This is a genomic window from Falsiroseomonas sp. (assembly GCF_041690465.1).
GTDB lineage: Bacteria > Pseudomonadota > Alphaproteobacteria > Acetobacterales > Acetobacteraceae > Falsiroseomonas.
Window position 1 is genome coordinate 16451 of sequence record NZ_JAWLHG010000031.1, and the last position, 23662, is coordinate 40112.

A 23662-nucleotide genomic window follows, 5' to 3' on the forward strand; every position below is an offset into this window, starting at 1 on the left:
GCTTTGCTGCGCGCGCATCCCGACCTGCCGTGCTGGAGCGGAGGCGAGGCGCCGCGCATCGCCGGCCTGACCGCCGACAGCCGCGCGGTGCGGCAGGGCACGCTGTTCGCGGCGCTGCCGGGCGCGAAGGCCGATGGCCGCGACTTCATCGGCGAGGCGGTGGCGCGCGGCGCCGCCGCTGTGCTGGCGCCGGAGGGCACCACCTGGCCGGCGGGCGTGCCGCAGCGCCCACTGCTGCTCGCGACCGATCCGCGCCGCGCGCTGGCACTGCTGGCGGCCGCCTTCCATGGCACGCAGCAGCCGCCCACGCTGGCGGCGGTGACCGGCACCAACGGCAAGACCAGCACGGTGGATTTCCTGCGCCAGATCTGGGCGATGGACGGCGCGCGCGCCGCCTCGCTCGGCACGCTGGGGCTGGTCGCGCCGGGCTTCCCCCGTGGCCCCTCGCTGACCACGCCCGATCCGGTCGCCCTGCACGCCACGCTGGCGACGCTGGCGAAGGCGGGCGTGACGCATGCGGCGATGGAGGCGTCGTCGCACGGACTCGACCAGCGGCGGCTGGACGGCGCGCGCTTCGCGGCGGCGGGGTTCAGCAACCTGACGCGCGACCATCTCGACTACCACGGCAGCATGGAGGCCTATCGCGCTGCCAAGCTGCGGCTGTTCGACACGCTGCTGCCCGCCGGCGCGACCGCGGTGGCGCAGGCGGAGATGGAGGCGGAGAGCCTCGCGGCGCTGCGCCGCATCGCCGAGGCACGCGGGCTGCGCCTGCTGACGGTGGGCGTGGCCGGCGAGGCGGTGCGGCTGCTGCGCCAGCTGCCGCGCCCCGATGGGCAGGAGGTGGACATCGAGTTCTTCGGCACGCGCCACGCGCTTCGCCTCGCCCTTCCCGGCCGCTTCCAGGCGGACAATGCGCTGCTCGCCGCGGCGCTGGCTGTGGCGACCGGGATGCAGGCGGCGCGCGTCTTGGCGCTGCTGCCGCTTCTGGCCGGCGTGCGCGGCCGGATGGAACTGGCGGCGCGGCTGCCGAACGGCGCCGCCGTCTATGTGGACTATGCCCACACGCCGGACGCGCTGGAGCGGCTGCTCGCCGCGCTGCGCCCGCATGTCGCGCCGGGCGCGAAGCTGCATGTGCTGTTCGGCGCCGGCGGCGACCGCGATCCCGGCAAGCGGCCGCTGATGGGCGCGGCCTGCGCCAAGCTCGCCGACACCTGCTGGGTGACCGACGACAATCCGCGCGGCGAGGAGCCCGCCGCGATCCGCGCCGCCGTGCTGGCGGGCTGCCCCGGTGGGATGGATGCCGGCGACCGCGCCGCCGCGATCGCCCGCGCGCTGGCGGCGCTCGGCCCCGGCGACGTGCTGGCGGTGGCGGGCAAGGGGCATGAGAGCGGCCAGACCATCGGCGCCGTGACGCATCCCTTCGACGATGTCGCGGTGGTGCGCGGCCTGCTGAACGGCCGGGCGGCATGAGCGCGCTCTGGACTTCGGCCGAGCTGCGCGGCGCGACGGGCGGCACGCTCGCCGCGGAGATCGCCGCCACCGGGGTTTCGATCGACACGCGCAGCCTGCAGCCGGGCGATCTGTTCGTCGCGCTGCGCGATGCGCGGGACGGGCACGATTTCGTCGCGGAGGCGCTCGCGCGCGGCGCCGTGGCGGCGATGGTGGATCGCGATCCGCCCGGCGTGCCGACCGATGCGCCGCTGCTGCGCGTGGCCGACACCCTGGCCGGCCTGCAGGCGCTCGGCGCCGCGGCGCGCGGCCGCAGCAGGGCACGCTTCGTCGGCATCACCGGCAGCGTCGGCAAGACCACGACCAAGGAGATGCTGCGCCTCGCCCTCGGCGCACTCGGCCCGACACACGCCGCGACGGCGAGCTACAACAACCATTGGGGCGTGCCGCTGACCCTCGCCCGGCAGCCGCGCGACGCCGCCTTCGCGATCGTCGAGATGGGCATGAACAATCGCGGCGAGATCGCGCCGCTGGCGCGCATGGCGCGCCCGCATGTCGCGGTGATCACCACCATCGGCACGGCCCATATCGGCAACCTCGGCAGCCAGGAGGCGATCGCCGAGGAGAAGGCGGACATCCTGCTCGGGCTGGAGAAGGGGGGTGCCGCCATCCTGCCGGCGGAGTCACCCTTCCTGAGCCAGTTGCTGGCGCGCGCGAAGCAGGCCGGCGCACGGGTTCTCACCTTCGGCGAGAGCGCGCGCGCCGACATTCAGCTCACCGACTATGTGGGCGAGGCGGCGCGCGGCACGGCGCGCGTGCTGATGGATGGACTGCCCCTCTCGGTGCATCTGGCCGCCCCCGGGCACCACCTGGCGCTGAACGCCTGCGCCGCCATCGCCACGGTGCATGCGCTGGAGGGTGACGTGGTCGCCGCGGCCGAGGCGCTGCGCGGCTTCGGCGCCGGCGCCGGCCGCGGTGCGCGGGTGACGCTCGCGCTGCCTGGCGGGACGGCACTGCTGCTCGACGACAGCTACAACGCCTCGCCCGCCTCGATCCGCGCCGGGCTCTCGGTGCTGGCGGCGCAGCCGGCGACGCGGCGGATCGTTGCGCTCGGCGACATGCTGGAGCTCGGCGAAGGCGGTCCTGCCATGCATGCGGAGCTTGCATCCGACGTCGCGTCGGCGGCCGACCTGGTCTATTGCTGCGGGCCGCTGATGCGCCACCTGTTCGCGGCGCTGCCGGAGAAGAAACGTGGTGCGCATCTGCCCGACAGCTCGGCCTTGGCGCCGCTGCTGGCGGGTGCCGTCCGGCCGGGCGATGCGGTGCTCGTCAAGGGCTCGCTCGGCAGCCGGATGGCGCTGGTCGTGGCGGCGCTGACATCGCTCAACGACAAGTCCAGCGCCGGTGGCGCCGGGGTGGTGCCGTGATCTTCAACCTGCTTGCGCCGCTGGCCGACGATTTCCAGCTGTTCAACCTGTTCCGCTACCTGACCTTCCGGGCGGGGGCGGCCTGCATGACGGCGCTGTTCCTCTCGCTGTTCCTCGGTCCGGCGCTGATCCGCTATCTGCGCGCGACGCAGAATGGCGGCCAGCCGATCCGCGAGGACGGGCCGCAGAGCCATCTGCTGACCAAGAAGGGCACGCCCACCATGGGCGGCGTGCTGATCCTGCTTGGGCTGGTGGTCTCGACGCTGCTCTGGGCGGACCTGCGCAACGGCTATGTCTGGGCGGTGCTGCTGGTGACGCTGGGCTTCGGCGCGCTCGGCTTCGCCGATGACTGGCTGAAGGTGACCAAGCGCAACACCAAGGGCGTTTCCGGCCGGCACAAGCTGATCGCGCAGGGCCTGGTCGGGCTGGCGGCGGCGATCTGGATGATGCTGCTGCTGCCCGCCCCGCTCGACGGCACGCTGGCGCTGCCCTTCTTCAAGGAACTGCTGGTGCCGCTCGGCTTCGCCTTCCCGCTGCTGGCGGCGCTGGTGATGGTGGGCGCCTCCAATGCGGTGAACCTGACGGACGGGCTGGACGGGCTGGCCATCGTGCCGGTGATGATCGCCGGCGGCGTCTTCGCGCTGATCTCCTACCTCGTCGGCAACCGCGTCTTCGCGGACTACCTCCAGCTGCATTTCGTGCCCGGCACCGGCGAGCTGGCGGTGTTCCTCTCGGCGCTGATCGGTGCCGGGCTCGGCTTCCTGTGGTTCAACGCGCCGCCGGCCAAGGTCTTCATGGGCGACACCGGCAGCCTCTCCATCGGGGGCGCGCTGGGCGCGGTGGCGGTGGCGACGAAGCACGAGATCGTGCTGGCGATCGTCGGCGGGCTGTTCGTCGTGGAGACGCTCTCGGTCGTCATCCAGGTCTTCTGGTTCAAGCGCACCGGCCGCCGCGTCTTCCTGATGGCGCCGCTGCACCACCATTTCGAGAAGAAGGGCTGGGCGGAGCCGACCATCGTGATCCGGTTCTGGATCATCGCGATGGTGCTGGCGCTGGTCGGCCTTTCGACGCTGAAGATCCGATGATCCCGTCCGATCGTGCAGCGCCGCAGGCGCGGAACGTGAACCGGCCGGGCGAAGGCGCCTTCCGTCCCTTCGCCGGCCAGCGCATCGCCGTGGTCGGGCTCGGCCGCGCCGGGCTGCCGGCGGCGGAGCGCCTGGCCGGATGGGGCGCGGAGCTCACGGCCTGGGACGACGGCGCCGCGCAGCGCGCGGCGGCGGAACGCGTGGGGCTTGCCGTGCGCGACCTTTCGCAGGGCGCCTTCCGCTTCGATGCGCTGCTGCTCTCGCCCGGCATCCCGCATCTGCTGCCGCGGCCGCATCCGGTCGCGGCGCGTGCGCGGGCAGCAGGCGTGCCGATCCTCGCCGATGTCGAGTTCCTGTTCCGCGCGGTGCGGGCGGCGGGCAGCGCGGCCCGCTTCATTGGCATCACCGGCACGAACGGCAAGTCGACGACGACCGCGCTGATTCACCATCTGCTGCATGGGGCGGGACGCGTCTCGGAGGTCGGGGGCAATCTCGGGCCGGCGGCGCTCGGCCTCAACATCTTGGGGTCGGAAGGCACCTACACCCTCGAAATGTCGAGCTACATGTTGGAGCGAATCGCGACGATCCGCTTCAACTCGGCGGTGATGTTGAACATCAGCCCCGATCACCTCGACCGCCATGGAAGCATGGCCGGCTATGCTGCTGCGAAGGCAAACATCTTCGCGCGGCAGCTGCCGGAGGATCTCGGCGTGCTCGGCCAGGATGACGATCTGTCCATCGCCATGGCCCCCGCGATCAACTCCAGCCTGGTCCCGATCTCCGGTCGCAGGCGCGTGGCGGGCGGCATCTGGGCGGAGGGGACTGTGCTGCGCGACGAGGCCGGGGAGATCGCTGATCTTCGCGCGGCCCCTGCCCTGCCCGGCAGCCACAACGCGCAGAATGCTGCCGCCGCCGCCGCGGTGGCGCTGCAGGCCGGGCTGACGCGCGCCGAGATCGCCGCCGGCCTCGCCAGCTTCCCCGGCCTTCCGCACCGGCAGGAGCGCGTGGGCACGCTCGGCGGCGTGGTCTTCGTCAACGACAGCAAGGCGACCAATGCCGACAGCGCCGCGCGTGCGCTGGCCAGCTACGACCGCGTGGTGTGGATCGCCGGCGGCGAGGCGAAGGCGGGCGGCATCGAGAGCCTTGCGCCCTTCTTCCCGCGCATCGCCCGCGCCGTGCTGATCGGCCGCGACGCGCCGATGCTGGCCGCGACGCTGGCCGCGCATGGCGTGCCGCATGAGGTGGCCGGCACGCTCGACCAGGCGGTGCCCGCCGCCGCCGCCGCGGCCCGCGGTGGTGCGGCGGATGTCGTGCTGCTCTCGCCGGCCTGCGCCAGCTTCGACCAGTTCAGCGGCTTCGATGCGCGCGGCGACCGCTTCCGCGTGCTGGTGCAGTCGCTGATGACGGATGATCTCGGGAGGGCCGCCTGATGTCCTTCTCGCGCGCCGACACCTCCACCCTCGGCCGCTGGTGGTGGACGATCGACCGCTGGACGCTGGCGGCGCTGCTGGCGCTGGTCGGCTTCGGCTACGTCATGATGCTGGCCGCCTCGCCGGCGGTGGCGGAGCGCATCGGCGCCTCCTCCCGCAACATGTTCTTCATCCGCCAGATCGTCTACCTGGCCGGGGCGACCGCCGCGATGCTCGCCGTCTCGATGCTGAGCATCCGCCAGGTGCGGCTGCTCGGCTGGCTGGGACTTGGCGTCTCGCTGGCGATGGTGGCCGCGACGCTGGTCATGGGCGTCGAGATCAAGGGCGCGCGGCGCTGGCTGTCCGTGCCCGGGCTCGGCTCGATCCAGCCTTCGGAATTCCTCAAGCCCTGCTTCGCCGTGGTCGCCGCCTGGCTGATCGCCGAGGGCAAGGCGAACCGCCGCCATGGCGCCACGCTGCTGGCGATCCTGCTGTTCCTCGGCATCGCCGCGTTGCTGAAGGGCCAGCCGGATATCGGCATGCTGCTGGTGGTGACGGCGGTGTTCTTCGCGCAGTTCTTCGTCGCCGGGTTGAACCTGTTCGTCGTCGGCTTCGTCGGCGCGCTCGGCGTGGCGGCGGCGGCCTTCGCCTACACGCTGTTCCCGCATGTGCAGTCGCGGGTGGAGCGCTTCCTCGACCCGTCGGCGGGCGACAACTACCAGGTGACGGTGGCGCTGGAGGCCTTCGGGCATGGCGGGCTGCTCGGCCGTGGCCCCGGCGAGGGCCGCGTGAAGAACGTGCTGCCCGACGCGCACGCCGACTTCGTCTTCGCCGTCGCCGGCGAGGAGTTCGGGCTGGTGATCTGCCTGGTCATCCTCGCCCTCTTCGCCTTCGTCGTGGTCCGCGGGCTGGTGCGGCTGCTGGGCGAGACCGACCTGTTCGTGGTGCTGGCCTCGGCGGGGCTGCTGACGCAGTTCGGGCTGCAGGCCTTCGTCAACATGGCCTCCTCGCTGCACCTGATCCCGACCAAGGGGATGACGCTGCCCTTCGTGAGCTATGGCGGCTCCTCCGTGCTCGCCATCGCCCTGGGGATGGGGATGCTGCTGGCGCTCACGCGCCGCCGCCTCTCCCGCCTCGAGGAGGAGCGATGATGCGGGGACCCACGGCGCGCCCCATCGTCATCGCGGCCGGCGGCACCGGCGGGCATCTGTTCCCGGCGGAGGCGCTGGCGGCCGAGCTTGTCGCACGCGGCGAGCGCATCGCGCTGATGACCGATGCGCGCAGCGCCGCCTTCGAAAGCCCCGCCTTCGGCAATGCCGAGCGCTTCGTGCTGCACGGTTCAGGCGTCGCCGGGCGCGGTGCGCGGGCCGCGCTGCGCGGCACGCTCGCGCTCGCAGCCGGCACGCTGGAGGCAAGGCGCATCCTTGCGCGGCTGGATGCAGCGGCGGTCGTGGGCTTCGGCGGCTACCCCTCCATCCCGCCGCTGGTGGCGGCGCGCACGCTGCCGCGCGCGAAGCGGCCGGTGACGGCGTTGCACGAGCAGAACGCGGTGCTCGGCCGCGCCAACCGGCTGATGGCGCCGCGCGCCGACCTGCTGGCGCTCTCCGCGCCGGAGACCACGCGCGTGCCGGAAGGGGCGCGGGTGGAGGTGGTGGGCAACCCGGTGCGCCCGGCGCTCGCCGCGCTCGCCGGCCAGGGCTATGCGCCGCCGGCCGAGGAGGGCGCGATCCGCCTGCTGGTGCTGGGCGGCTCGCTTGGCGCCCGCGTGTTCGCCGATGTGGTGCCCGCCGCCGTGGCGGCGCTGCCGGAGGCGCTGCGCGCGCGGCTGGTGGTGACGCAGCAGACCCGCGCGGAGGACCTGCCGCGTGTCGAGGCGGCCTATCGCGCCGCCGGCGTGCCGGCCGACCTTTCGCCCTTCTTCGGCAACATCGCAACGCGGCTGGCAATGGCGCACATGGTGGTGGCACGCGCCGGCGCCTCGACCGTGGCGGAACTCGCCTGCGCCGGGCGGCCTTCCGTGCTGGTGCCGCTGCCGCATGCGATCGACAACCACCAGACCGCCAACGCCCATGCGCTGGCTTCCGCCGGGGCAGCCTGGCTGATACCGCAACACGCCTTCACCGCGGATGCGCTGGCGCGGCAGCTGGCCACGGCGCTCGGCTCGCCCGCGGTGCTGGCGCGTGCCGCCGCCGCGGCGGCGAAGCAGGCGCATCCCGAGGCCGCCCGGCGCCTTGCCGATCTCGTCCAGTCGCTGATCGGCGCCGATGCGCCGGCGGAGTCCCAGTAGATGCGCGCCCTGCCGCTCTCCATCGGCCCCATCCACTTCGTCGGCATCGGCGGCATCGGCATGTCCGGCATCGCAGAGGTGCTGCACAACCTCGGCTACCAGGTGCAGGGCAGCGATATCTCGGAGGGCTACAACGTCGCCCGGCTGCGCGAGACCGGCATCCCCGTGATGGTCGGGCACGATGCGGCGAACCTGGGCGCGGCGCAGGTGGTGGTGGTCTCCACCGCCGTGAAGCGCGACAACCCGGAAGTGCAGGCGGCGCGCGCGCGGCTGATCCCGGTGGTGCGGCGGGCCGAGATGCTGGCCGAGCTGATGCGGCTGAAATGGTCGGTCGCGATCGGCGGCACGCATGGCAAGACCACGACGACCAGCCTGGTCGCCGCGGTGCTGGAAGCAGCGAAGCTCGACCCCACCGTCATCAATGGCGGCATCATCAACGCCTACGGCACCAACACCCGGCTCGGTGCCGGCGACTGGATGGTGGTGGAGGCGGATGAGAGCGACGGCTCCTTCCTGAAGCTGCCGGCGGTGGTCGCGGTGGTCACCAACATGGACCCCGAGCACCTCGACCACTGGGGCACCGGCGAGGCGATGCGCGAGGGCTATGCGCAGTTCGTCGGCAACATCCCCTTCTACGGCTTCGCCGTGCTCTGCGCCGACCATCCGGAGGTGCAGGCGATGATCCCGCGCCTGTCGGACCGGCGCATCATCACCTATGGCTTCTCGCCGCAGGCCGATGTGCGCGCCGAGCGCGTGATCACCGACCGCATGGGCGCGACCTTCGAGGTGGTGGTGCGCGACCGCGCCACGGGGCGCAGCCGCACGCTGAAGCCGATGCGCCTGCCGATGCTCGGCCACCACAACGTGCAGAACGCGCTGGCCGCCATCGCCATCGCCGCCGAGATGGATGTGGACGAGCACACCATCCGCACGGCGCTGGCCGGCTTCAAGGGCGTGAAGCGCCGCTTCACCCGCACCGGCGAGGCCGGCGGCATCACCGTGATCGACGATTACGGCCATCACCCGGTGGAGATCGCCGCGGTGCTGAAGGCGGCGCGGCAGGCCGGTGCGCGCGACGTGGTGGCGGTGGTGCAGCCGCACCGCTACTCCCGCCTCGCCACGCTGTTCGAGGATTTCTGCGCCTGCATGAACGATGCGGGCACCGTCATCGTCGCTGACGTGTACGCCGCCGGCGAGCAGCCGATGCCGGGCGTGGATCGCGACGCCCTGGTGGAGGGGCTGCGCGCGCGCGGACATCGCTCCGTGGTGCCGCTGCCGGGGCCGGACAGCCTGGCGGAGATGGTGAACGCCATCGCCAAGTCCGGCGACTACGTGGTCTGCCTCGGTGCCGGCAACATCACCGCCTGGGCGCATGCCCTGCCCGAGCAGCTCGCCGCGCTGCAGACCCGCACGCGGCCGCGGCTGGTGGGCGGCAGCAAGTGAGGGCGGGGATGGAACGCCACGCCGCGCTCCCGCCGCTGCGCGGCCGCGTGCAGGCGGGCGCGCCGCTGGCGCCGGTCACCTGGTTCCGCGTCGGCGGTCCCGCCGAGTGGCTGGTGCGGCCCGCCGACCTCGACGACCTGCTGCTGCTGCTGCGTGACCTGCCGGAAAGCGTTCCGCTGACGGTGATCGGCGCGGCCTCCAACCTCATCGTGCGCGATGGTGGCGTGCGGGGCGCGGTGCTGCGCCTGGCGGGCCGCGCCTTCGGCGGGATCGAGCGGGATGGCGAGGGCATCGTCGCCGGCGCCGCCGCGCTGGATGCGACGGTCGCGGAGCACGCCGCGGCGGCCGCGCTCGGCGGGCTGGAATTCCTCTGCGGCATTCCGGGCACCATCGGCGGGGCGGTGGCGATGAATGCCGGCGCCTACGGGGTCGAGGTGAAGGACGTGCTGGACTGGGCGGAGGTCGCCACACCTTCGGGCCTGCTGCGCCTGTCCGCCGCCGAGTTCGGCTTCGCCTACCGCGCGGCAGCGCTGCCGCCGCGCGGCGTGGTGGTGCGGGCGCGCTTCCGCGCCGTTCCCGGCGACGCAGCGGCCATCGCCGCGCGCATGGCGGAGATCCGCGCGGCGCGCGAATCCACGCAGCCGGTCCGCGCGCGCACCGGCGGCTCCACCTTCAAGAACCCGCCGGGGCACAAGGCCTGGGCGCTGGTGGATGCGGCGGGCTGCCGCGGCCTCACGCGCGGCGGGGCGCAGGTGTCGGAGTTGCACACCAACTTCCTGCTCAACACCGGCGGCGCCAGCGCATCCGATATCGAAGGGCTCGGCGAGGAGGTGCGCGCGCGGGTGAAGGCGCAGTCCGGCGTGGACCTCGAATGGGAGATCAAGCGCGTGGGTGAGGTGGCGCGATGACCCATGTCGCGGTCCTCCATGGCGGCGTCTCGGCGGAGCGCGAGGTCAGCCTCGCCACCGGCACGCAGGTCGTCGCGGCGCTTCGCCAGGCCGGCTTCGAGGTGACGCCGATCGAAGTCGGGCAGGACCTCGCCGCCGTCATCACCGCGCTGCAGGCGGCGAAGCCGGACGCGGTGTTCAACGCGCTGCATGGCCGCTTCGGCGAGGACGGCTGCATCCAGGGCGTGCTCGACTGGCTCGGCCTGCCCTACACGCATTCGGGCCTGCGGGCCTCCGCCATCGCCATGGACAAGGCCGCCGCCAAGGCCGCCTTCGCCGCGGCAGGGCTGCCGGTGGCGCCGTCCTGCATCGTCTCGCCGGAGGAACTGGAAGCGGCCGATCCGCTGCCGCGGCCCTATGTCGTGAAGCCGGTGAACGAGGGCTCCTCGGTCGGCGTCGAGATCTTCCGCGACGGCGACAACCGCCGCGCCGAGGTGGCGCGCGCCTGGAAATACGACCGCCGCATCATGGCGGAAGCCTACATTCCCGGCCGCGAGCTGACCGTCGCGGTAATGGGCGATCGCCCGCTCGAAGTCACGGAGATCGCCACCGGCAACGTCTTCTACGACTACGAGGCGAAATACGCCGATGGCGGCAGCCGCCACACCCTGCCCGCGCCGGTGCCCCCGGCGATCCGCGAGCAGGCGATGGAGGTGGCGCTGCGCGCGCACCAGGCGCTCGGCTGCCGCGGCGTCTCGCGCGCGGATTTCCGCTACGACGACACCGCGGGCGAGCCCGGCCGGCTCTACATCCTCGAAGTCAACACGCAGCCCGGCATGACCCGCACCTCGCTGGTGCCGGAACAGGCCGCGCATGTCGGCATCGGCTTCCCCGAGCTCTGCTCCTGGATGGTGCGGGAGGCGCGGAATGGCCCGTAGCCTCACCGCGGGCGGCCGCGCGCCATCGCGGCGCGAGCCCGATCGTCCGAGCCGGCTGCGCCTCTGGCTGCGCCGCCGCCGCGGGCTCGCGCGGCCGGCCGCGCTCGCGCTGCTCGGCACCGGCGCGCTGGCCGCCGTGGCGATCGGTCTCTACCTCGCCGATCCTGCGGGACGGATGCGCGAATTCGTCGAGAACGCCGCCGCCTTTGGCAGCGCGGCCGGGCTGGACGTGCAGGAAGTGATCCTCGAGGGCCGGCAGAACACGCCGCGCGAGCTGGTGCGCGCGGCGATCGGCGTGGCGCGCGGCGATCCGATGCTCGGCTTCTCGCCGGCCGATGCGCGGGCGCGGCTGGAGAGCATCGCCTGGGTCGCCAGCGCGCATGTCGAGCGCCGCCTGCCCGGCACCATCCTGGTGCGCCTGACCGAGCGCGAGCCCTTCGCCATCTGGCAGCACCAGGGCCGCTTCGCCGTGGTGGACCGTGCCGGCCGGGTGGTGACGACCGAGACGCTGGACGCCTTCGGCCCGCTGCCGATCGTCGTCGGCGCCGGGGCGGAGCGCCATGGCGCGGCGCTCTACGACCTGCTGGTGGCGCATCGCGCGATCCTGGAGCGGACCCAGGCGCTGGTGCGCATCGCCGAGCGCCGGTGGAACCTGCGGCTGCACAGCGGCACCGATGTGCTGCTGCCGGAGGGCCATGAGGCGCCGGCGCTGAACCGCCTGTCCGAGTTGCATGCGCGGCACGCGCTGCTCGACCGCCCGCTGCTGGCGATCGACATGCGCCTGCCGGACCGGCTGGTGCTGCGCCCGCCGCCGGCGCCCGAGCCGGAACCTCAACCGCAGCGCCGCCGGGGGAACCGCGGATGAACGCCCTCTCCCGCCTGCCCGTCCCGGTCGAGGGCGCGCCGCAGCCGCGGCGGCGCGGCGCACGTTCCGGCACCTTCGGCGTGCTGGACATCGGCACCACCAAGACCGTCTGCCTCGTCGCGCGCATCGAGGGCGATGGCAGCCCGCGCGTGCTCGGCTTCGGCTGGCAGCGCGGCCGCGGCGTGAAGGGCGGCTCCATCGTGGACCTGGAAGAGGCGGAGCGCGCCATCCGCGCCGCGGTCGGACAGGCGGAGGAGATGTCGGACACGCAGCTTTCGGGCGCGATCGTCAACCTCTCCTGCGGGCAACCGGAATCACGGCTGCTGCACATCCAGTGGCCGATCGGCGACCGCGCCGTCACCGATGCCGACCTGCGCGCGATCCTCTCCGAAGGTCGCCGCCGCGGCCATGAGGAAGGGCGCGAGACGGTGCACGGCGCGCCGGTCTCCTTCACCGTGGACGCCACGCCCGGCGTCGAGGATCCGCGCGGCATGGTGTGCGAGACGCTGGGTGCGCGCGTGCATCTGGTGGACGCCTCTCAGGCGGCGCTGCGCACGCTCGGCATGTGCCTCGCGCGCTGCGACCTGGAGGTGGAGGAGCTGGTCTCCGCCCCCTTCGCCGCCGGCCTCGCCACGCTGGTGGAGGACGAGAAGCGGATCGGCGCGACGGTCATCGACATGGGCGGTGGCACCACCTCCATCGCCGTCTTCGCCGAGGGCCAGCTGATCCACACCAGCCAGATCCCGGTGGGCGGCTGGCAGGTGACCAACGACCTCGCCCGCGTGCTCTCGACGCCGATCAACCACGCAGAGCGGCTGAAGACGCTGCATGGCGGCGCGCTGGCCTCGCAGGACGACGAGCGCGAGATGCTGCCGATCCCGCTGGTCGGCGAGGATGAGGACCACATCGCCCGCATCCCCCGCGCCATGGTGGTGAACATCATCCGCCCGCGGCTGGAGGAGACCTTCGAATTCGTGCGCGACCGGCTGGAGCAGGCCGGTGTCGCGAAGGAAGCCGGCACCCGCGTGGTGCTGACCGGCGGCGGATCCCAGCTGATCGGCGTGCGCGAGCTCGCCGCCCGCGTGCTGGACCGCCAGGTGAGGACGGGCAAGCCGCGAGGGGTACGCGGCCTGCCGGAAACCGCCGGGGGGGCGCCCTTCGCGGTCGCCACCGGGCTGCTCTGCTGGGCGGCCGGGGAGGGCCGCCCGATCGTGGATGTCGCGCCCGGTCCCGACCGATCGCGCGGCGCCATCCGGCGACTGATCGACTGGCTCCGGGTGCGCGTCTGATGCGCGCACCCGTCACTGCAACCAACACCGCGTTCATCACCGCAGGCTGAGTTTTCCAGGGGGCTCTCGACATGACGCTCAACCTCACCATCCCGTCGCACCAGCACACGGATTTCACGCCGCGCATCAGCGTCGTCGGCGTCGGCGGCGGGGGGACCAACGCCGTCAACAACATGGTCGCCATGGGGCTCGACGGGGTGGAGTTCCTCGTCGCCAACACCGACGCGCAGAGCCTGGTGAACAGCAAGGCCGATCGCCGCGTGCAGCTCGGCCCGCACCTGACGCAGGGGCTCGGTGCCGGCGCCAAGCCCGAGATCGGCCGCGCCGCGGCGGAGGAAGCGACGGAGGACCTGGCACGCCACCTCGAAGGCGCGCACATGGTCTTCGTCACCGCCGGCATGGGCGGCGGCACCGGCACGGGGGCGGCGCCGGTGATCGCCCGCATGGCGCGCGAACGTGGCATCCTGACCGTCGGCGTGGTGACCAAGCCCTTCGACTTCGAGGGCCCGAAGCGCCGCAAGGCCGCCGATACCGGCATCGAGGAGCTGCAGCAGTTCGTGGACACGCTGATCGTGATCCCGAACCAGAACCTGTTCAGGCTGGCGAACGAGCGCACCACCTTCGCCGAGGCGTTCAAGATGGCCGACAACGTCCTCTACATGGGCGTGCGCGGCGTGACCGACCTGATGGTGAACCCGGGCCTGGTGAACCTCGACTTCGCCGACATCCGCACGGTGATGGCGGAGATGGGCAAGGCGATGATGGGCACCGGCGAGGCCGAGGGCGAGGAGCGCGCGGTGAAGGCCGCCGAGGCGGCGATCAGCAACCCGCTGCTGGAGGACACCTCCATGCGCGGCGCGCGCGGCGTGCTGATCAACATCACCGGCGGCTACGACATGACGCTGTTCGAGGTGGACGAGGCGGCGAACCGCATCCGCAAGGAAGTGGACGAGGACGCCAACATCATCTTCGGCTCCTCCATCGACGAGACGATGAACGGGCGCATCCGCGTCTCGGTCGTCGCCACCGGCATCGACGCGCAGGAATCGCGTGAGGCGGAGCGTCCGAAGCTGGTCGCGGTGGGCGGCGGTGCGCCGGTGCAGGCGGTCGCGGCCGCCGCGGTGGCGCCGGCGCAGCCCGCGCGCGCAACCGGCGGCTTCATGCCGCGCGTCGCGGCGGCCCCCGCCCCGGCCACGGCCCGCCCGGCGCAGTCCTTCGCTGCCCCGGCCCAGTTCGCCCCCGCCGCACCGGTGGAGGCGGCGCAGCCGGCCGACATGCCGGTGGTGATCAGCCAGCAGGCCGAACCCGGCCCGCGCGCCCCGGTCGCCGCCCGCCCTGCGCCGGTGACGGCAGCCGCGCCCTCCGGCGGCGGGCTGCGCAGCCTGTTCCGCACCGCGACCGGCCTCTCCGGCCTGATGCGCCGTGATGTGGCCGAGCCCGCCGCACCGCAGCCCCAGCCGCAGGCAGTGCGGGTGGAGCCGGTGGCAGCGCCGATGCCTCGCCAGGCGCCGCGCGTGGCACCGCAGGAGGAGATGGGGCTCGACATCCCGACCTTCCTCCGCCGGCAGAGCAATTAAGGCTGAAATAGGGCCGTATTGCGCCGCACCAACCCCGTATTTTCAAGGACTTGCGGCGTAATATGATGAAACAACGCTTGAATGGCGCCCCGGTGCTCGGAATGGCATTTCGACATCGGGGACAGCTTCTTCCGCTGCCCCGCTCCGGCCGCAAATCCATCCCAGAACGGGATGAGGCGGCGGCCGGCGCAACCAGGTGCGGAGCAGCATGGACGGTTTCCTCCCGATCGACAGGACCAGCAGGCGGACGCTGAAGACGGCGATCGGCTGCGTGGGCGTCGGCCTGCACAGCGGGCGGCGGGTCTCGCTGACCCTCCGGCCGGCGGCGGGTGGCAGCGGCATCGTGTTCCGCCGCACCGACCTCGGCATCGACATCCCCGCCCGCTTCGACCGCGTGGCCGACACCCGCCTCTGCACGGCGCTGGTCGCCGAGGACGCGCCGCACGCACGCATCGGCACGGTGGAGCATGTGATGGCCGCGCTGGCCGGCACCGGCATCACCGACGCGCTGGTCGAGGTGGATGGACCCGAGGTGCCGATCCTGGACGGCTCGGCCGCGCCCTTCGTCTTCCTGATCGACTGCGCCGGCACCGTCGCGCTGCCGCTCGCAGCCCCGGCGATCCAGGTGCTGCGCCCGGTCCGCGTGACCGATGGCGAGGCCTTCGCGGAGCTGCTGCCGGCCCGCGAATCGGGCTTCGACGCCGCGCTGACCATCGATTTCCCCGCCACCGCGATCGGCCGCCAGCACCTGTCGCTGCGGATCACGCCGGCGAATTTCCGCGCCGCGCTGGCCGATGCCCGCACCTTCACCCTGGCCGAGGAAATCGCCCGGCTGCGCGCCGCCGGGCTCGCCCAGGGCGGCAGCCTGACCAATGCCGTGGTGGTGGATGGGCCGCTGGTGCTGAACCCCGGCGGGCTCCGCCGGCCGGACGAATTCGTGCGCCACAAGCTGCTAGACGCCGTGGGCGATCTGGCGCTCGCCGGGGCGTCGCTGTCGGGGCGCTTCGTCGGCCATCGCTCCGGCCATGCGCTGAACAACCGGCTGCTGCGCGCCCTGTTCGCCGACCGCAGCGCCTGGGCGCCGGCAGGCACCGAGGTGCCTGCGGATGGCGTCACCAGCCGGCTGCCGGCCGCCGCCGCCCCCGCGATGGCGTGAGCCGCGGGGCCAGGCCGCCAGGCGCGTTTCTCCGATGGGGCCGCCTTGCCCGAACCGCGTCACGGCGTGGTATAGGAGGCCCGCCATGCGCATAGCGACCCCGATGCTCCGCCGCCTGCCCCTCACGCTGCTGTTGCTGCTGCCATTGGCCGGCTGCGGCACAGGCTGGGATGGGAGTCAGCAATCCCTCGGCGCCCGCCAGATCGCCGCCGACACCTCCGCCGAGGGGCTGTACGCCGCCGGCATGGAAGCCCTGAGCGCCCAGCAGTATCAGCGCGCGGTCGAGCTGTTCGACACGGTGGAGCGCGAGCATCCCTATTCCGCCTTCGCCACCAACGCGAAGCTGATGGCCGCCTATGGCGAGTACATGCGCAACCGCTACACGGAGGCATTGGGCGCGCTGGACCGCTTCATCCAGCTGCATCCTGCGCATCGCGACATCGCCTATGCCTACTACCTGCGCGCGCTGTCCTATTACGAGCAGATCAACGACACCCAGCGCGACCAGCGCACCACCGAACAGGCCATGGCCGCGCTGCAGGAGGTGGCGAACCGCTTCCCCAACACGCCCTATGCCCGCGATGCGCGGCTGAAGATCGACCTCGCGCGCGACCATCTGGCCGGGCGCGAGATGTCGGTCGGCCGGTTCTACCAGAACCGCCGCCTCTACCTCGCCGCGATCGGCCGCTTCCGCCGGGTGGTGGACGAGTACCAGACCACCAACCACGTCGCCGAGGCGCTGCACCGGCTGACCGAGCTCTACCTCACCCTCGGCCTGACGGAGGAGGCGCGGCGCACCGCCTCGGTGCTGGGCCACAACTACCCGGGAAGCCCCTGGTACCAGGACAGCTACGCGCTGCTCGTGGACGGCGCGGAGCCCGCCGACCAGGAACGGCCGGGCATGCTGCGCCGCGCCTGGAACAGCATCTTCTAGGGCAGCGCCCGCACGGACGGCGGAACAGGCCTTGCTGACATCGCTGGCCATCCGCGACGTGGTGCTGATCGAGCGCCTGGACCTGGCCTTCGGGCCGGGGCTCACCGTGCTGACCGGCGAGACTGGCGCCGGCAAGTCCATCCTGCTCGACAGCCTCGGCCTGGCGCTCGGCGCGCGGGCGGATAGCGGGCTGGTCCGCGCCGGCCAGCCGCAGGCCTCCGTCGCCGCCGCCTTCAGCGTGGCGGAGGACCACCCCGGCCGCGCCGTGCTGATCGAGCAGGGGATCGAGGCCGAGGACGAGCTGGTGCTGCGCCGCGTCGTCACCGCCGATGGCCGCTCCCGCGCCTTCGCCAATGACCAGCCGGTGGGCCTCGCGCTGCTGCGCCGGCTCGGCGCGCTGCTGGTGGAGGTGCAGGGACAGCACGAGCAGGTGGGGCTGGCGGATCCGGCGGCGCATGCCGGGCTGCTGGATGCCTCTGGCGGGCTCGAGAAGCTGCGCGCGCGCGTCGCCGAGGCCCACCGTGCCTGGCGTGACGCCGAGCGTGCGCTCGCCACCGCGCGGGAGGCGATCGCCGCCGCCCAGCGCGACGAGGATTTTCTTCGGCACGCCGTTGCCGAGTTGGAGACGCTGGCACCCGGGGAAGGCGAGGAGGATGCGCTCGCGACCGAACGCCACCGCCTGCAACAGGGCGAGCGGCGCGGCGAAGCGATCGCCGAGGCGCTGGCCGCGCTCACCCCGCGCGATCGCCGCGCCGCCAATCCCGCCGTCGCGCTGCGCAGCGCGGTGCGCGCGCTGGAACGCCTGCCGGCGCCGAACACCGAGGCCGAGCCGGCGCTCGATGCGCTCGGCCGCGCGCTGGATGCGCTGGCCGAGGCGGAGACCGCGCTGGAGCGCCTGGTCCACGAATCGGGCCCGGATCCGCGCCGGCTCGAGCAGGTGGAGGAACGCCTCTTCGCCCTGCGCGCCGCGGCCCGGAAGCACCTGGTGGCCGTGGTGGAGCTGCCGGCGCTGCTCGCCTCGCTGAAGGAACGCCTCGCGGCGCTGGATGCCGGCACCGAAAGCGTCAGTGCGGCGGAGCGTCGCGCGCGGGAGACACGCGAGGCCTATCTCGCGGCCGCCGGGACGCTGACCGAGGCCCGGCGCGACGCGGCCGGCAAGCTGGAGAAGGCCATCGGGCGGGAATTGCCGCCGCTGAAGCTCGATCGCGCCCGGCTGGTGGTGGAGGTGGCGGCGAAGCCGGAAGCCGCCTGGGGGCCGGAGGGCGTGGACCGCGTGACCTTCCTGGTCTCGACCAATCCCGGCCAGCCGCCGGGGGCGCTCGACAAGGTGGCCTCGGGCGGCGAGCTCTCGCGGCTGATGCTGGCGCTGAAGGTGGTGCTGGCGCGCGGCTCGCCGGTGCCGACGCTGGTGTTCGACGAGGTGGACAGCGGCATCGGCGGCGCGACCGCGGCGGCGGTGGGCGACAGGCTCGCGCGTGTGGCCGAGCGCCTGCAGGTGCTGGTGGTGACGCATTCGCCCCAGGTCGCGGCGCGCGGCGCGCGGCATCTCTCCGTCGCCAAGCAGGTGAGGTCGGGCCGCGCGGAGACGCGGGTGACGCCGTTGGACGCGCCCGCGCGGCGCGAGGAGATCGCGCGCATGCTGGCCGGCGAGCGGGTAACGGAAGCCGCGCGCGCTGCCGCCGACAGCCTGCTGGCGGGAAGCCTGCTGTGATCCGCACGGCGGATGAGGCCGACGCCGAAGCCGTCGCCGCGCTGATCAACGCCATCAACACCCTCGGCGACGACGTGCCGGACCCGCCGATGACGGCCGCCATCGTGCGCCGCGACCTGCTCGGCGCGCAGCCGAAGGCGCTGCTCTTCGTCGCCGAGCGGGAAGGCCGGGTCGTCGGCTTCGCGACCGCCGGCCTGATCTACGATGCCGTCCGGGCCGCCTTCGCGATGATGCTGCTCGACCTCTACGTGGCACCCGAGGCGCGGCGTCGTGGGCTGGCGCGCGGGCTGATGGCGCGGCTCGCCGCCGAGGCCGGGCGCCGCGGTGCGCGCTGCCTGTGGTGGGGCGTTGACGAAGGCGACGACGAGGCGACGCTGTTCTACCGCGCGATCGGCGCGCGCAGCGAAGGCCTGTTCAGCGGCGAGATCATCGAGGGCGCCGCGCTGCGTCGGCTTGCTGCGGAGGCGCAGGGGTGACCGCGCCGCGCGTGCGACCGGTGGCCGAGGCGGACCTCGCCGCGACGGCGGCGATGGTGGCGGCGCCGAGCGCGGAGCACGGATGATGACGGACGCCACGCTCCGCACCCGCAAGCCGGAGGCGCTGACCGAGGAGGAGGCGCAGCAGGAACTCGCCGCGCTGGCTGCCGAGATCGCGCATCACGACGCGCTCTACCACGCCAAGGATGCGCCCGAGATCAGCGACGCCGCATACGACGCGCTGGTTGCCAGGAACAACGCCATCGAGGCGCGCTTCCCGGAACTGATCCGCGAGGACAGCCCGAGCCGTCGCGTCGGCGCGAAGCCGGCGGAAGGCTTCGCGACGCTCCGCCACGGCGTGCCGATGCTGAGCCTGAGGAATGCATTCGGCGAGCCGGACTTCCTCGATTTCACCGCCTCGATCCGCCGCTTCCTGAAGCTCGAGCCCGGGCAGCCCCTCGAATTCGTGGCCGAGCCGAAGATCGACGGACTCTCGGTCAACCTCATCTACGAGCAGGGCGCCTTCCTGCGCGGCGCCACGCGCGGCGACGGGACCGAGGGCGAGGACATCTCGGAAAACCTGCTGACGCTGAAGGACCTGCCGCGCAGGCTGAAGCCCCCCTTCCCTGCCCGCATCGAGGTCCGCGGCGAGGTGTTCTCCGAGAAGGCGGATTTCCTCGCCTTCCGCGCCGCGCAGGCGCAGGCCGCGGAGGAGCGCGAGGCGCGGCGCGCGCGCGGCGAGAAGGTGGGTCCGGCCATCACCATCCCCGTCAACCCGCGCAACTTCGCCGCCGGCGCGCTGCGCCAGCTCGATCCCGCCATCACCGCGCAGCGCCCGCTCAAGCTCTTCGCCTATGCGATGGGCGAAGCGAGCGAGCAGCCGGCGGAGACCCACGCAGCCTGGCTCGACCGGCTGCGCGGCTGGGGCTTCGCGGTGAACCCGCTCTCCGAGCTGCTGGCGGACGAGACCGCCGCGCTCGGCTTCCAGAAGCGGATGACGGAAGGCCGCGCAGCGCTCAGCTACGACATCGACGGCGTGGTGTACAAGCTGAACCGTCTGGACTGGCAGCGCCGCCTCGGCTTCGTCGGCCGTGCGCCGCGCTGGGCGATCGCCTGGAAGTTCCCGGCCGAGCAGGCGACGACGGTGCTGCTCGACATCGAGATCCAGGTCGGCCGCACCGGCGCGCTGACCCCGCGCGCGGTGATGCAGCCGGTCGGCGTCGGCGGCGTGATGGTGACGCATGCGACGCTGCACAACGAGGACGAGATCGCGCGCAAGGATGTGCGCATCGGCGACACCGTCATCGTCCAGCGCGCCGGCGACGTGATCCCGCAGATCGTCGGCGTGGTGCCGGAGAAGCGCCCACCGGGTGCGCAGCCCTTCGTGTTTCCCGAAACCTGCCCGGCCTGCGGCAGCCATGCGGTACGGCCGCCCGGCGAGGTGGTGCGCCGCTGCACCGGCGGCCTGGTCTGCCCGGCGCAGACCGTGGAGCGGCTGATCCACTTCACCCGCCGCAACGCCATGGATATCGAGGGCCTCGGCGAGGAGAACATCCAGAAGCTCTACGATGAAGGCCTGGTGGGAAGCCCCGCCGACATCTTCCGGCTGAAGCGGCACGAGCAGGCGATGCTCGGCTGGGAAGGCTGGGGAGAGCGCAAGATCACGAAGCTGCTGGACGCCATCGAGGCGCGCCGGCGCGTGCCGCTGGAGCGCTTCATCTTCGCCCTCGGCATCCGCCGCATCGGCGAGGCGAATGCCAAGCTGCTGGCGCGGCACTATCACTCCCTCGCCGAGTGGCGCGCGAAGATGCTGGCCGCGACCACCATCGGCTCGGAAGCGCGGGAGGAGCTGGGCTCGATCCAGGGCATCGGCCCGGCCATCGCGACCGAGCTCGCCGATTTCTTCGCCGAGCCGCACAACCTGGCCGCGCTCGATGACCTGGCGCGGGAAGTGACGCCCGAGGACGCCGCCTTCGCCGCCGCCACCGACAGCCCCTTCGCCGGCAAGACATTGGTCTTCACCGGCACGCTGGAGAAGATGTCGCGCGACGAGGCGGAGGCGCAGGCGGAACGGCTCGGCGCCAAGGTCACCAAGAGCGTGTCGAAGAAGACCGACTTCGTCGTGGTCGGCGCCGATGCCGGCAGCAAGGCGGCCAAGGCGGCGGAGCTCGGCGTGAAGACGCTGACCGAGACGGAATGGCAGGAGATGGCCGGGCTCGGATAAGGCCGGCTGATCGGCCGCATCAGGGCTTTGCGTTTCCTCCCGCCGCCAGGTGCGATCATGCTCCTGCCATGCCGCTCGACCCGCAGCTCTTCCTGGCCTTCCTGGTCGCCGCCTGGGTGCTGATCCTCACCCCGGGGCCGGACATGCTGTTCGTGATCGGCCAGACACTCGCCGGCGGCGCGTCGCGCGGCTGGGCGGCGCTGCTCGGCATCGGGACGGGCGCGCTGGTGCATATCGCGCTCGCGGCCTCGGGCGTCGCGGCGCTGGTCGCCGCCTCGCCGGCGCTGTTCGAGGCGCTGCGCCTGGCCGGCGCCTGCTACCTGCTCTGGCTTGCCTTCGGCGCGCTGCGCGCGGCCTGGCGCGGCGGGGCGACGCTGCGGCCGGCGGCGCCGGCGCGGGCGGCGTTCCGGGACGGCTTCATCACCAACCTGACCAACCCGAAGGTGATCCTGTTCTTCCTCGCCTTCCTGCCGCAATTCGTGGACCCCGCCCGCGCGCCGGCCTGGCTGCAGATGCTGCTGCTCGGCCCGCTGGTGCCGCTGATGGGGGTGCCCGCCTATGGGCTGCTGATCGCCGGCGCCAATCGTGCGGCGGCCCGCCTCTCCACCTTCTCGCGCTGGCTGGACGGGCTGGCGGGGCTGATCTTCCTGGCGCTCGGGCTGCGGCTGCTGGTGGGCGGCCGGCCCGGGTGAGCGGCTTGCGCGGAGGGCCGCCCCGCGCTTAAGCGGGGCGGCCATGTCCGCCGCCCTGCTCGCCACGCTCCTGCTCTCTGTCTCGGCCTTCATCCACACGCGCTCCGCCGATCCGCGGATGCGGCCGGAGAACGCGTATGCGGACCTGTTCTGGCGCGGCCTTGCCTTCACGGCGCTGGTGGTCTGGGGCGCGCTGATCGCGCGCACCTTCTACACCAGCCACTGGGCGGACGGGGTTGCGGCGCTGTTCGGCTCCTTCGCGCTCAACTGGTATTTCGGCTGGCGCGGGCCGCGGCCGGCCTGGCCGGGGCTCTCGATGCTGTTCGGCGTGGTCGGGCTGGGCCTCGCCACCTGGTCCTTCATGAACGAGTAGCTGGCCGGGCGCGGCCGCAGGTGCGACACAAGGCCGCAGTCCCGGCCGGACGAGAGGGGAAAACCGATGCCGTCCTCCTTTGACCTCGTGCTGCGCGGCGGCACCCTCGTGCTGCCCTGGGGCCTGGAGCAGGCCGATGTCGGCGTGCGCGGCGGGAAGATCGCCGCGATCGGCGACCTGCGCACCGCCCATGCCGCCGAGGAACTCGATTGCCGCGGCCTGCACGTGCTGCCCGGCCTGATCGACAGCCACGTCCACCTGCGCGAGCCCGGCGATCCGAAGGTCGAGACCATAGAGACAGGCACCAGGGCCGCGCTGCTCGGCGGCCTCGCCGCGGTGTTCGACATGCCCAACACCTCGCCCTCCATCACGGATACCGAGCGGCTGGACTGGAAGCGGAAGCATGTGAAGGGCCGCGCCTGGTGCGACATCGGCTTCTATGTCGGCGCGACCAAGACCAACATCGCCGGCCTCGCGGAGCTCGAGGTGCAGCCGAATGTCTGCGGCATCAAGGTCTTCGCCGGCTCCTCCACCGGCGACCTGATGGTGGAGGACGACGAAAACCTGGAACGCGTGATGCGCGCCGGCCGCCGCCGAATCTGCTACCACTCGGAGGACGAGTACCGCCTGCAGGCGCGCAAGCCGAACTACACCACCGGCATGCCCTATCGCATGCATGCCGAATGGCGGGACGTGGAATGCGCCTTCCTCGGCACGCGGCGGCTGATGGCGCTCGCCCGCAAGACGGGGCGGCCGGCGCATATCCTGCACGTCTCCACCGCCGAGGAGCTGGACTACCTCAAGGACTACCGCGACATCTGCACGGTGGAGGTGCTGCTCAACCACCTGACGCAGACCGACGAGGCGTACGAACGGCTCGGCGGCTACGCGGTGATGAACCCGCCGATCCGCGACCAGCGGCACCTGGACGCCGCCTGGGCGGCGCTCAGCGACGGCACGGTGGACACGGTGGGCAGCGACCATGCGCCGCATTCCCGCGCCTCCAAGGAGAAGCCCTGGCCGGAATGCGGCTCCGGCCTGACCGGCGTGCAGACGCTGGTGCCGGTGATGCTGGATCACGTCAGCGCCGGGCGTCTCTCGCTGAGCAGGCTGGCGGACCTGATGTGCGCCGGGCCGGCGCGGGTCTATGGCGTGGTCGGCAAGGGGCGGCTCGCGGCCGGCTATGACGGCGACTTCACCGTGGTGGACATGAAGCGCCAGCGGACGATCGAGGAGAGCTGGATCGTCTCGCCCTGCGGCTGGACCCCCTTCGCCGGGCATCGGTGCACCGGCTGGCCGGTGATGACCATCCTGCGCGGCCGTGTCGCGATGCGGGAGGACGAGGTGCAGGGCAGCCCCGCCGGCGCGCCGGTGCGGTTCCGCGGCTGAAGGCGGAGCCGCCGCCCGGCGGCGGAGCGACTGTGCTGCGGGGCAAGCGCC

The 23662-nt window shown here is 72.8% G+C and carries 20 protein-coding genes; all 20 read left to right on the forward strand.

Going from position 1 to position 23662, the window contains the following annotated elements; translation table 11 throughout:
- Positions 1–6: 6 nt before the first annotated feature.
- Positions 7–1470 (forward strand): UDP-N-acetylmuramoyl-L-alanyl-D-glutamate--2,6-diaminopimelate ligase, encoded by a 1464-nt coding sequence (locus tag ACESM1_RS22435; protein WP_372623480.1) that lies wholly within the window; start codon positions 7–9, stop codon positions 1468–1470.
- A complete protein-coding gene (locus ACESM1_RS22440; protein WP_372623439.1) occupies positions 1467–2876 on the forward strand; it encodes a UDP-N-acetylmuramoyl-tripeptide--D-alanyl-D-alanine ligase in 1410 nt (469 codons plus the stop codon). The genes ACESM1_RS22435 and ACESM1_RS22440 overlap by 4 nt, the downstream gene beginning before the upstream one ends.
- Entirely contained in the window at positions 2873–3961 is a 1089-nt protein-coding gene (mraY, locus tag ACESM1_RS22445; RefSeq protein ID WP_372623440.1) for a phospho-N-acetylmuramoyl-pentapeptide-transferase, read from the forward strand. The genes ACESM1_RS22440 and mraY overlap by 4 nt, the downstream gene beginning before the upstream one ends.
- On the forward strand, positions 3958–5391 hold the full coding sequence (gene murD / locus ACESM1_RS22450) for a UDP-N-acetylmuramoyl-L-alanine--D-glutamate ligase (RefSeq protein ID WP_372623441.1): 1434 nt from the start codon (positions 3958–3960) through the stop codon (positions 5389–5391). The genes mraY and murD overlap by 4 nt, the downstream gene beginning before the upstream one ends.
- Positions 5388–6521 carry an FtsW/RodA/SpoVE family cell cycle protein gene (locus ACESM1_RS22455; RefSeq protein ID WP_372623481.1) on the forward strand — a complete coding sequence of 378 codons (1134 nt, stop codon included), beginning with the start codon at positions 5388–5390 and terminating at the stop codon, positions 6519–6521. The genes murD and ACESM1_RS22455 overlap by 4 nt, the downstream gene beginning before the upstream one ends.
- Positions 6518–7657: an undecaprenyldiphospho-muramoylpentapeptide beta-N-acetylglucosaminyltransferase gene (gene murG / locus ACESM1_RS22460; protein WP_372623442.1), complete on the forward strand. Its 1140-nt coding sequence runs from the start codon at positions 6518–6520 to the stop codon at positions 7655–7657. Before ACESM1_RS22455 ends, murG begins: the two co-directional genes overlap by 4 nt.
- Positions 7658–9100 (forward strand): UDP-N-acetylmuramate--L-alanine ligase, encoded by a 1443-nt coding sequence (gene murC, locus ACESM1_RS22465; protein WP_372623443.1) that lies wholly within the window; start codon positions 7658–7660, stop codon positions 9098–9100. It begins immediately after the preceding gene.
- Positions 9101–9108: 8 nt separating this feature from the next.
- Positions 9109–10008 carry a UDP-N-acetylmuramate dehydrogenase gene (gene murB, locus ACESM1_RS22470; RefSeq protein ID WP_372623444.1) on the forward strand — a complete coding sequence of 300 codons (900 nt, stop codon included), beginning with the start codon at positions 9109–9111 and terminating at the stop codon, positions 10006–10008.
- Positions 10005–10925: a D-alanine--D-alanine ligase gene (locus tag ACESM1_RS22475; protein WP_372623445.1), complete on the forward strand. Its 921-nt coding sequence runs from the start codon at positions 10005–10007 to the stop codon at positions 10923–10925. Before murB ends, ACESM1_RS22475 begins: the two co-directional genes overlap by 4 nt.
- A complete protein-coding gene (locus tag ACESM1_RS22480; RefSeq protein ID WP_372623446.1) occupies positions 10915–11790 on the forward strand; it encodes a cell division protein FtsQ/DivIB in 876 nt (291 codons plus the stop codon). Before ACESM1_RS22475 ends, ACESM1_RS22480 begins: the two co-directional genes overlap by 11 nt.
- Positions 11787–13079, forward strand: coding sequence for a cell division protein FtsA (ftsA, locus tag ACESM1_RS22485; RefSeq protein ID WP_372623447.1), 1293 nt, complete (start codon positions 11787–11789; stop codon positions 13077–13079). Before ACESM1_RS22480 ends, ftsA begins: the two co-directional genes overlap by 4 nt.
- Positions 13080–13150: 71 nt before the next feature.
- Positions 13151–14656, forward strand: coding sequence for a cell division protein FtsZ (ftsZ, locus tag ACESM1_RS22490; RefSeq protein ID WP_372623448.1), 1506 nt, complete (start codon positions 13151–13153; stop codon positions 14654–14656).
- Positions 14657–14864: 208 nt separating this feature from the next.
- Positions 14865–15812, forward strand: a complete 948-nt coding sequence (lpxC, locus tag ACESM1_RS22495) for a UDP-3-O-acyl-N-acetylglucosamine deacetylase (protein WP_372623449.1) — start codon at positions 14865–14867, stop codon at positions 15810–15812.
- A gap of 85 nt (positions 15813–15897) precedes the next feature.
- Positions 15898–16746 carry an outer membrane protein assembly factor BamD gene (locus ACESM1_RS22500; protein WP_372623450.1) on the forward strand — a complete coding sequence of 283 codons (849 nt, stop codon included), beginning with the start codon at positions 15898–15900 and terminating at the stop codon, positions 16744–16746.
- 31 nt (positions 16747–16777) lie between these two features.
- Positions 16778–18457, forward strand: coding sequence for a DNA repair protein RecN (gene recN, locus ACESM1_RS22505; protein WP_372623451.1), 1680 nt, complete (start codon positions 16778–16780; stop codon positions 18455–18457).
- Positions 18454–18933 carry a GNAT family N-acetyltransferase gene (locus ACESM1_RS22510; protein WP_372623452.1) on the forward strand — a complete coding sequence of 160 codons (480 nt, stop codon included), beginning with the start codon at positions 18454–18456 and terminating at the stop codon, positions 18931–18933. The genes recN and ACESM1_RS22510 overlap by 4 nt, the downstream gene beginning before the upstream one ends.
- Positions 18934–19018: 85 nt before the next feature.
- Positions 19019–21157, forward strand: a complete 2139-nt coding sequence (gene ligA, locus ACESM1_RS22515) for an NAD-dependent DNA ligase LigA (protein WP_372623453.1) — start codon at positions 19019–19021, stop codon at positions 21155–21157.
- Positions 21158–21225: 68 nt separating this feature from the next.
- Positions 21226–21849 carry a LysE family translocator gene (locus ACESM1_RS22520; protein WP_372623454.1) on the forward strand — a complete coding sequence of 208 codons (624 nt, stop codon included), beginning with the start codon at positions 21226–21228 and terminating at the stop codon, positions 21847–21849.
- A gap of 43 nt (positions 21850–21892) precedes the next feature.
- Positions 21893–22222 carry a hypothetical protein gene (locus ACESM1_RS22525; protein WP_372623455.1) on the forward strand — a complete coding sequence of 110 codons (330 nt, stop codon included), beginning with the start codon at positions 21893–21895 and terminating at the stop codon, positions 22220–22222.
- Between the two features lie 66 nt (positions 22223–22288).
- Positions 22289–23611, forward strand: coding sequence for a dihydroorotase (locus ACESM1_RS22530; protein WP_372623456.1), 1323 nt, complete (start codon positions 22289–22291; stop codon positions 23609–23611).
- Positions 23612–23662: the final 51 nt, after the last annotated feature.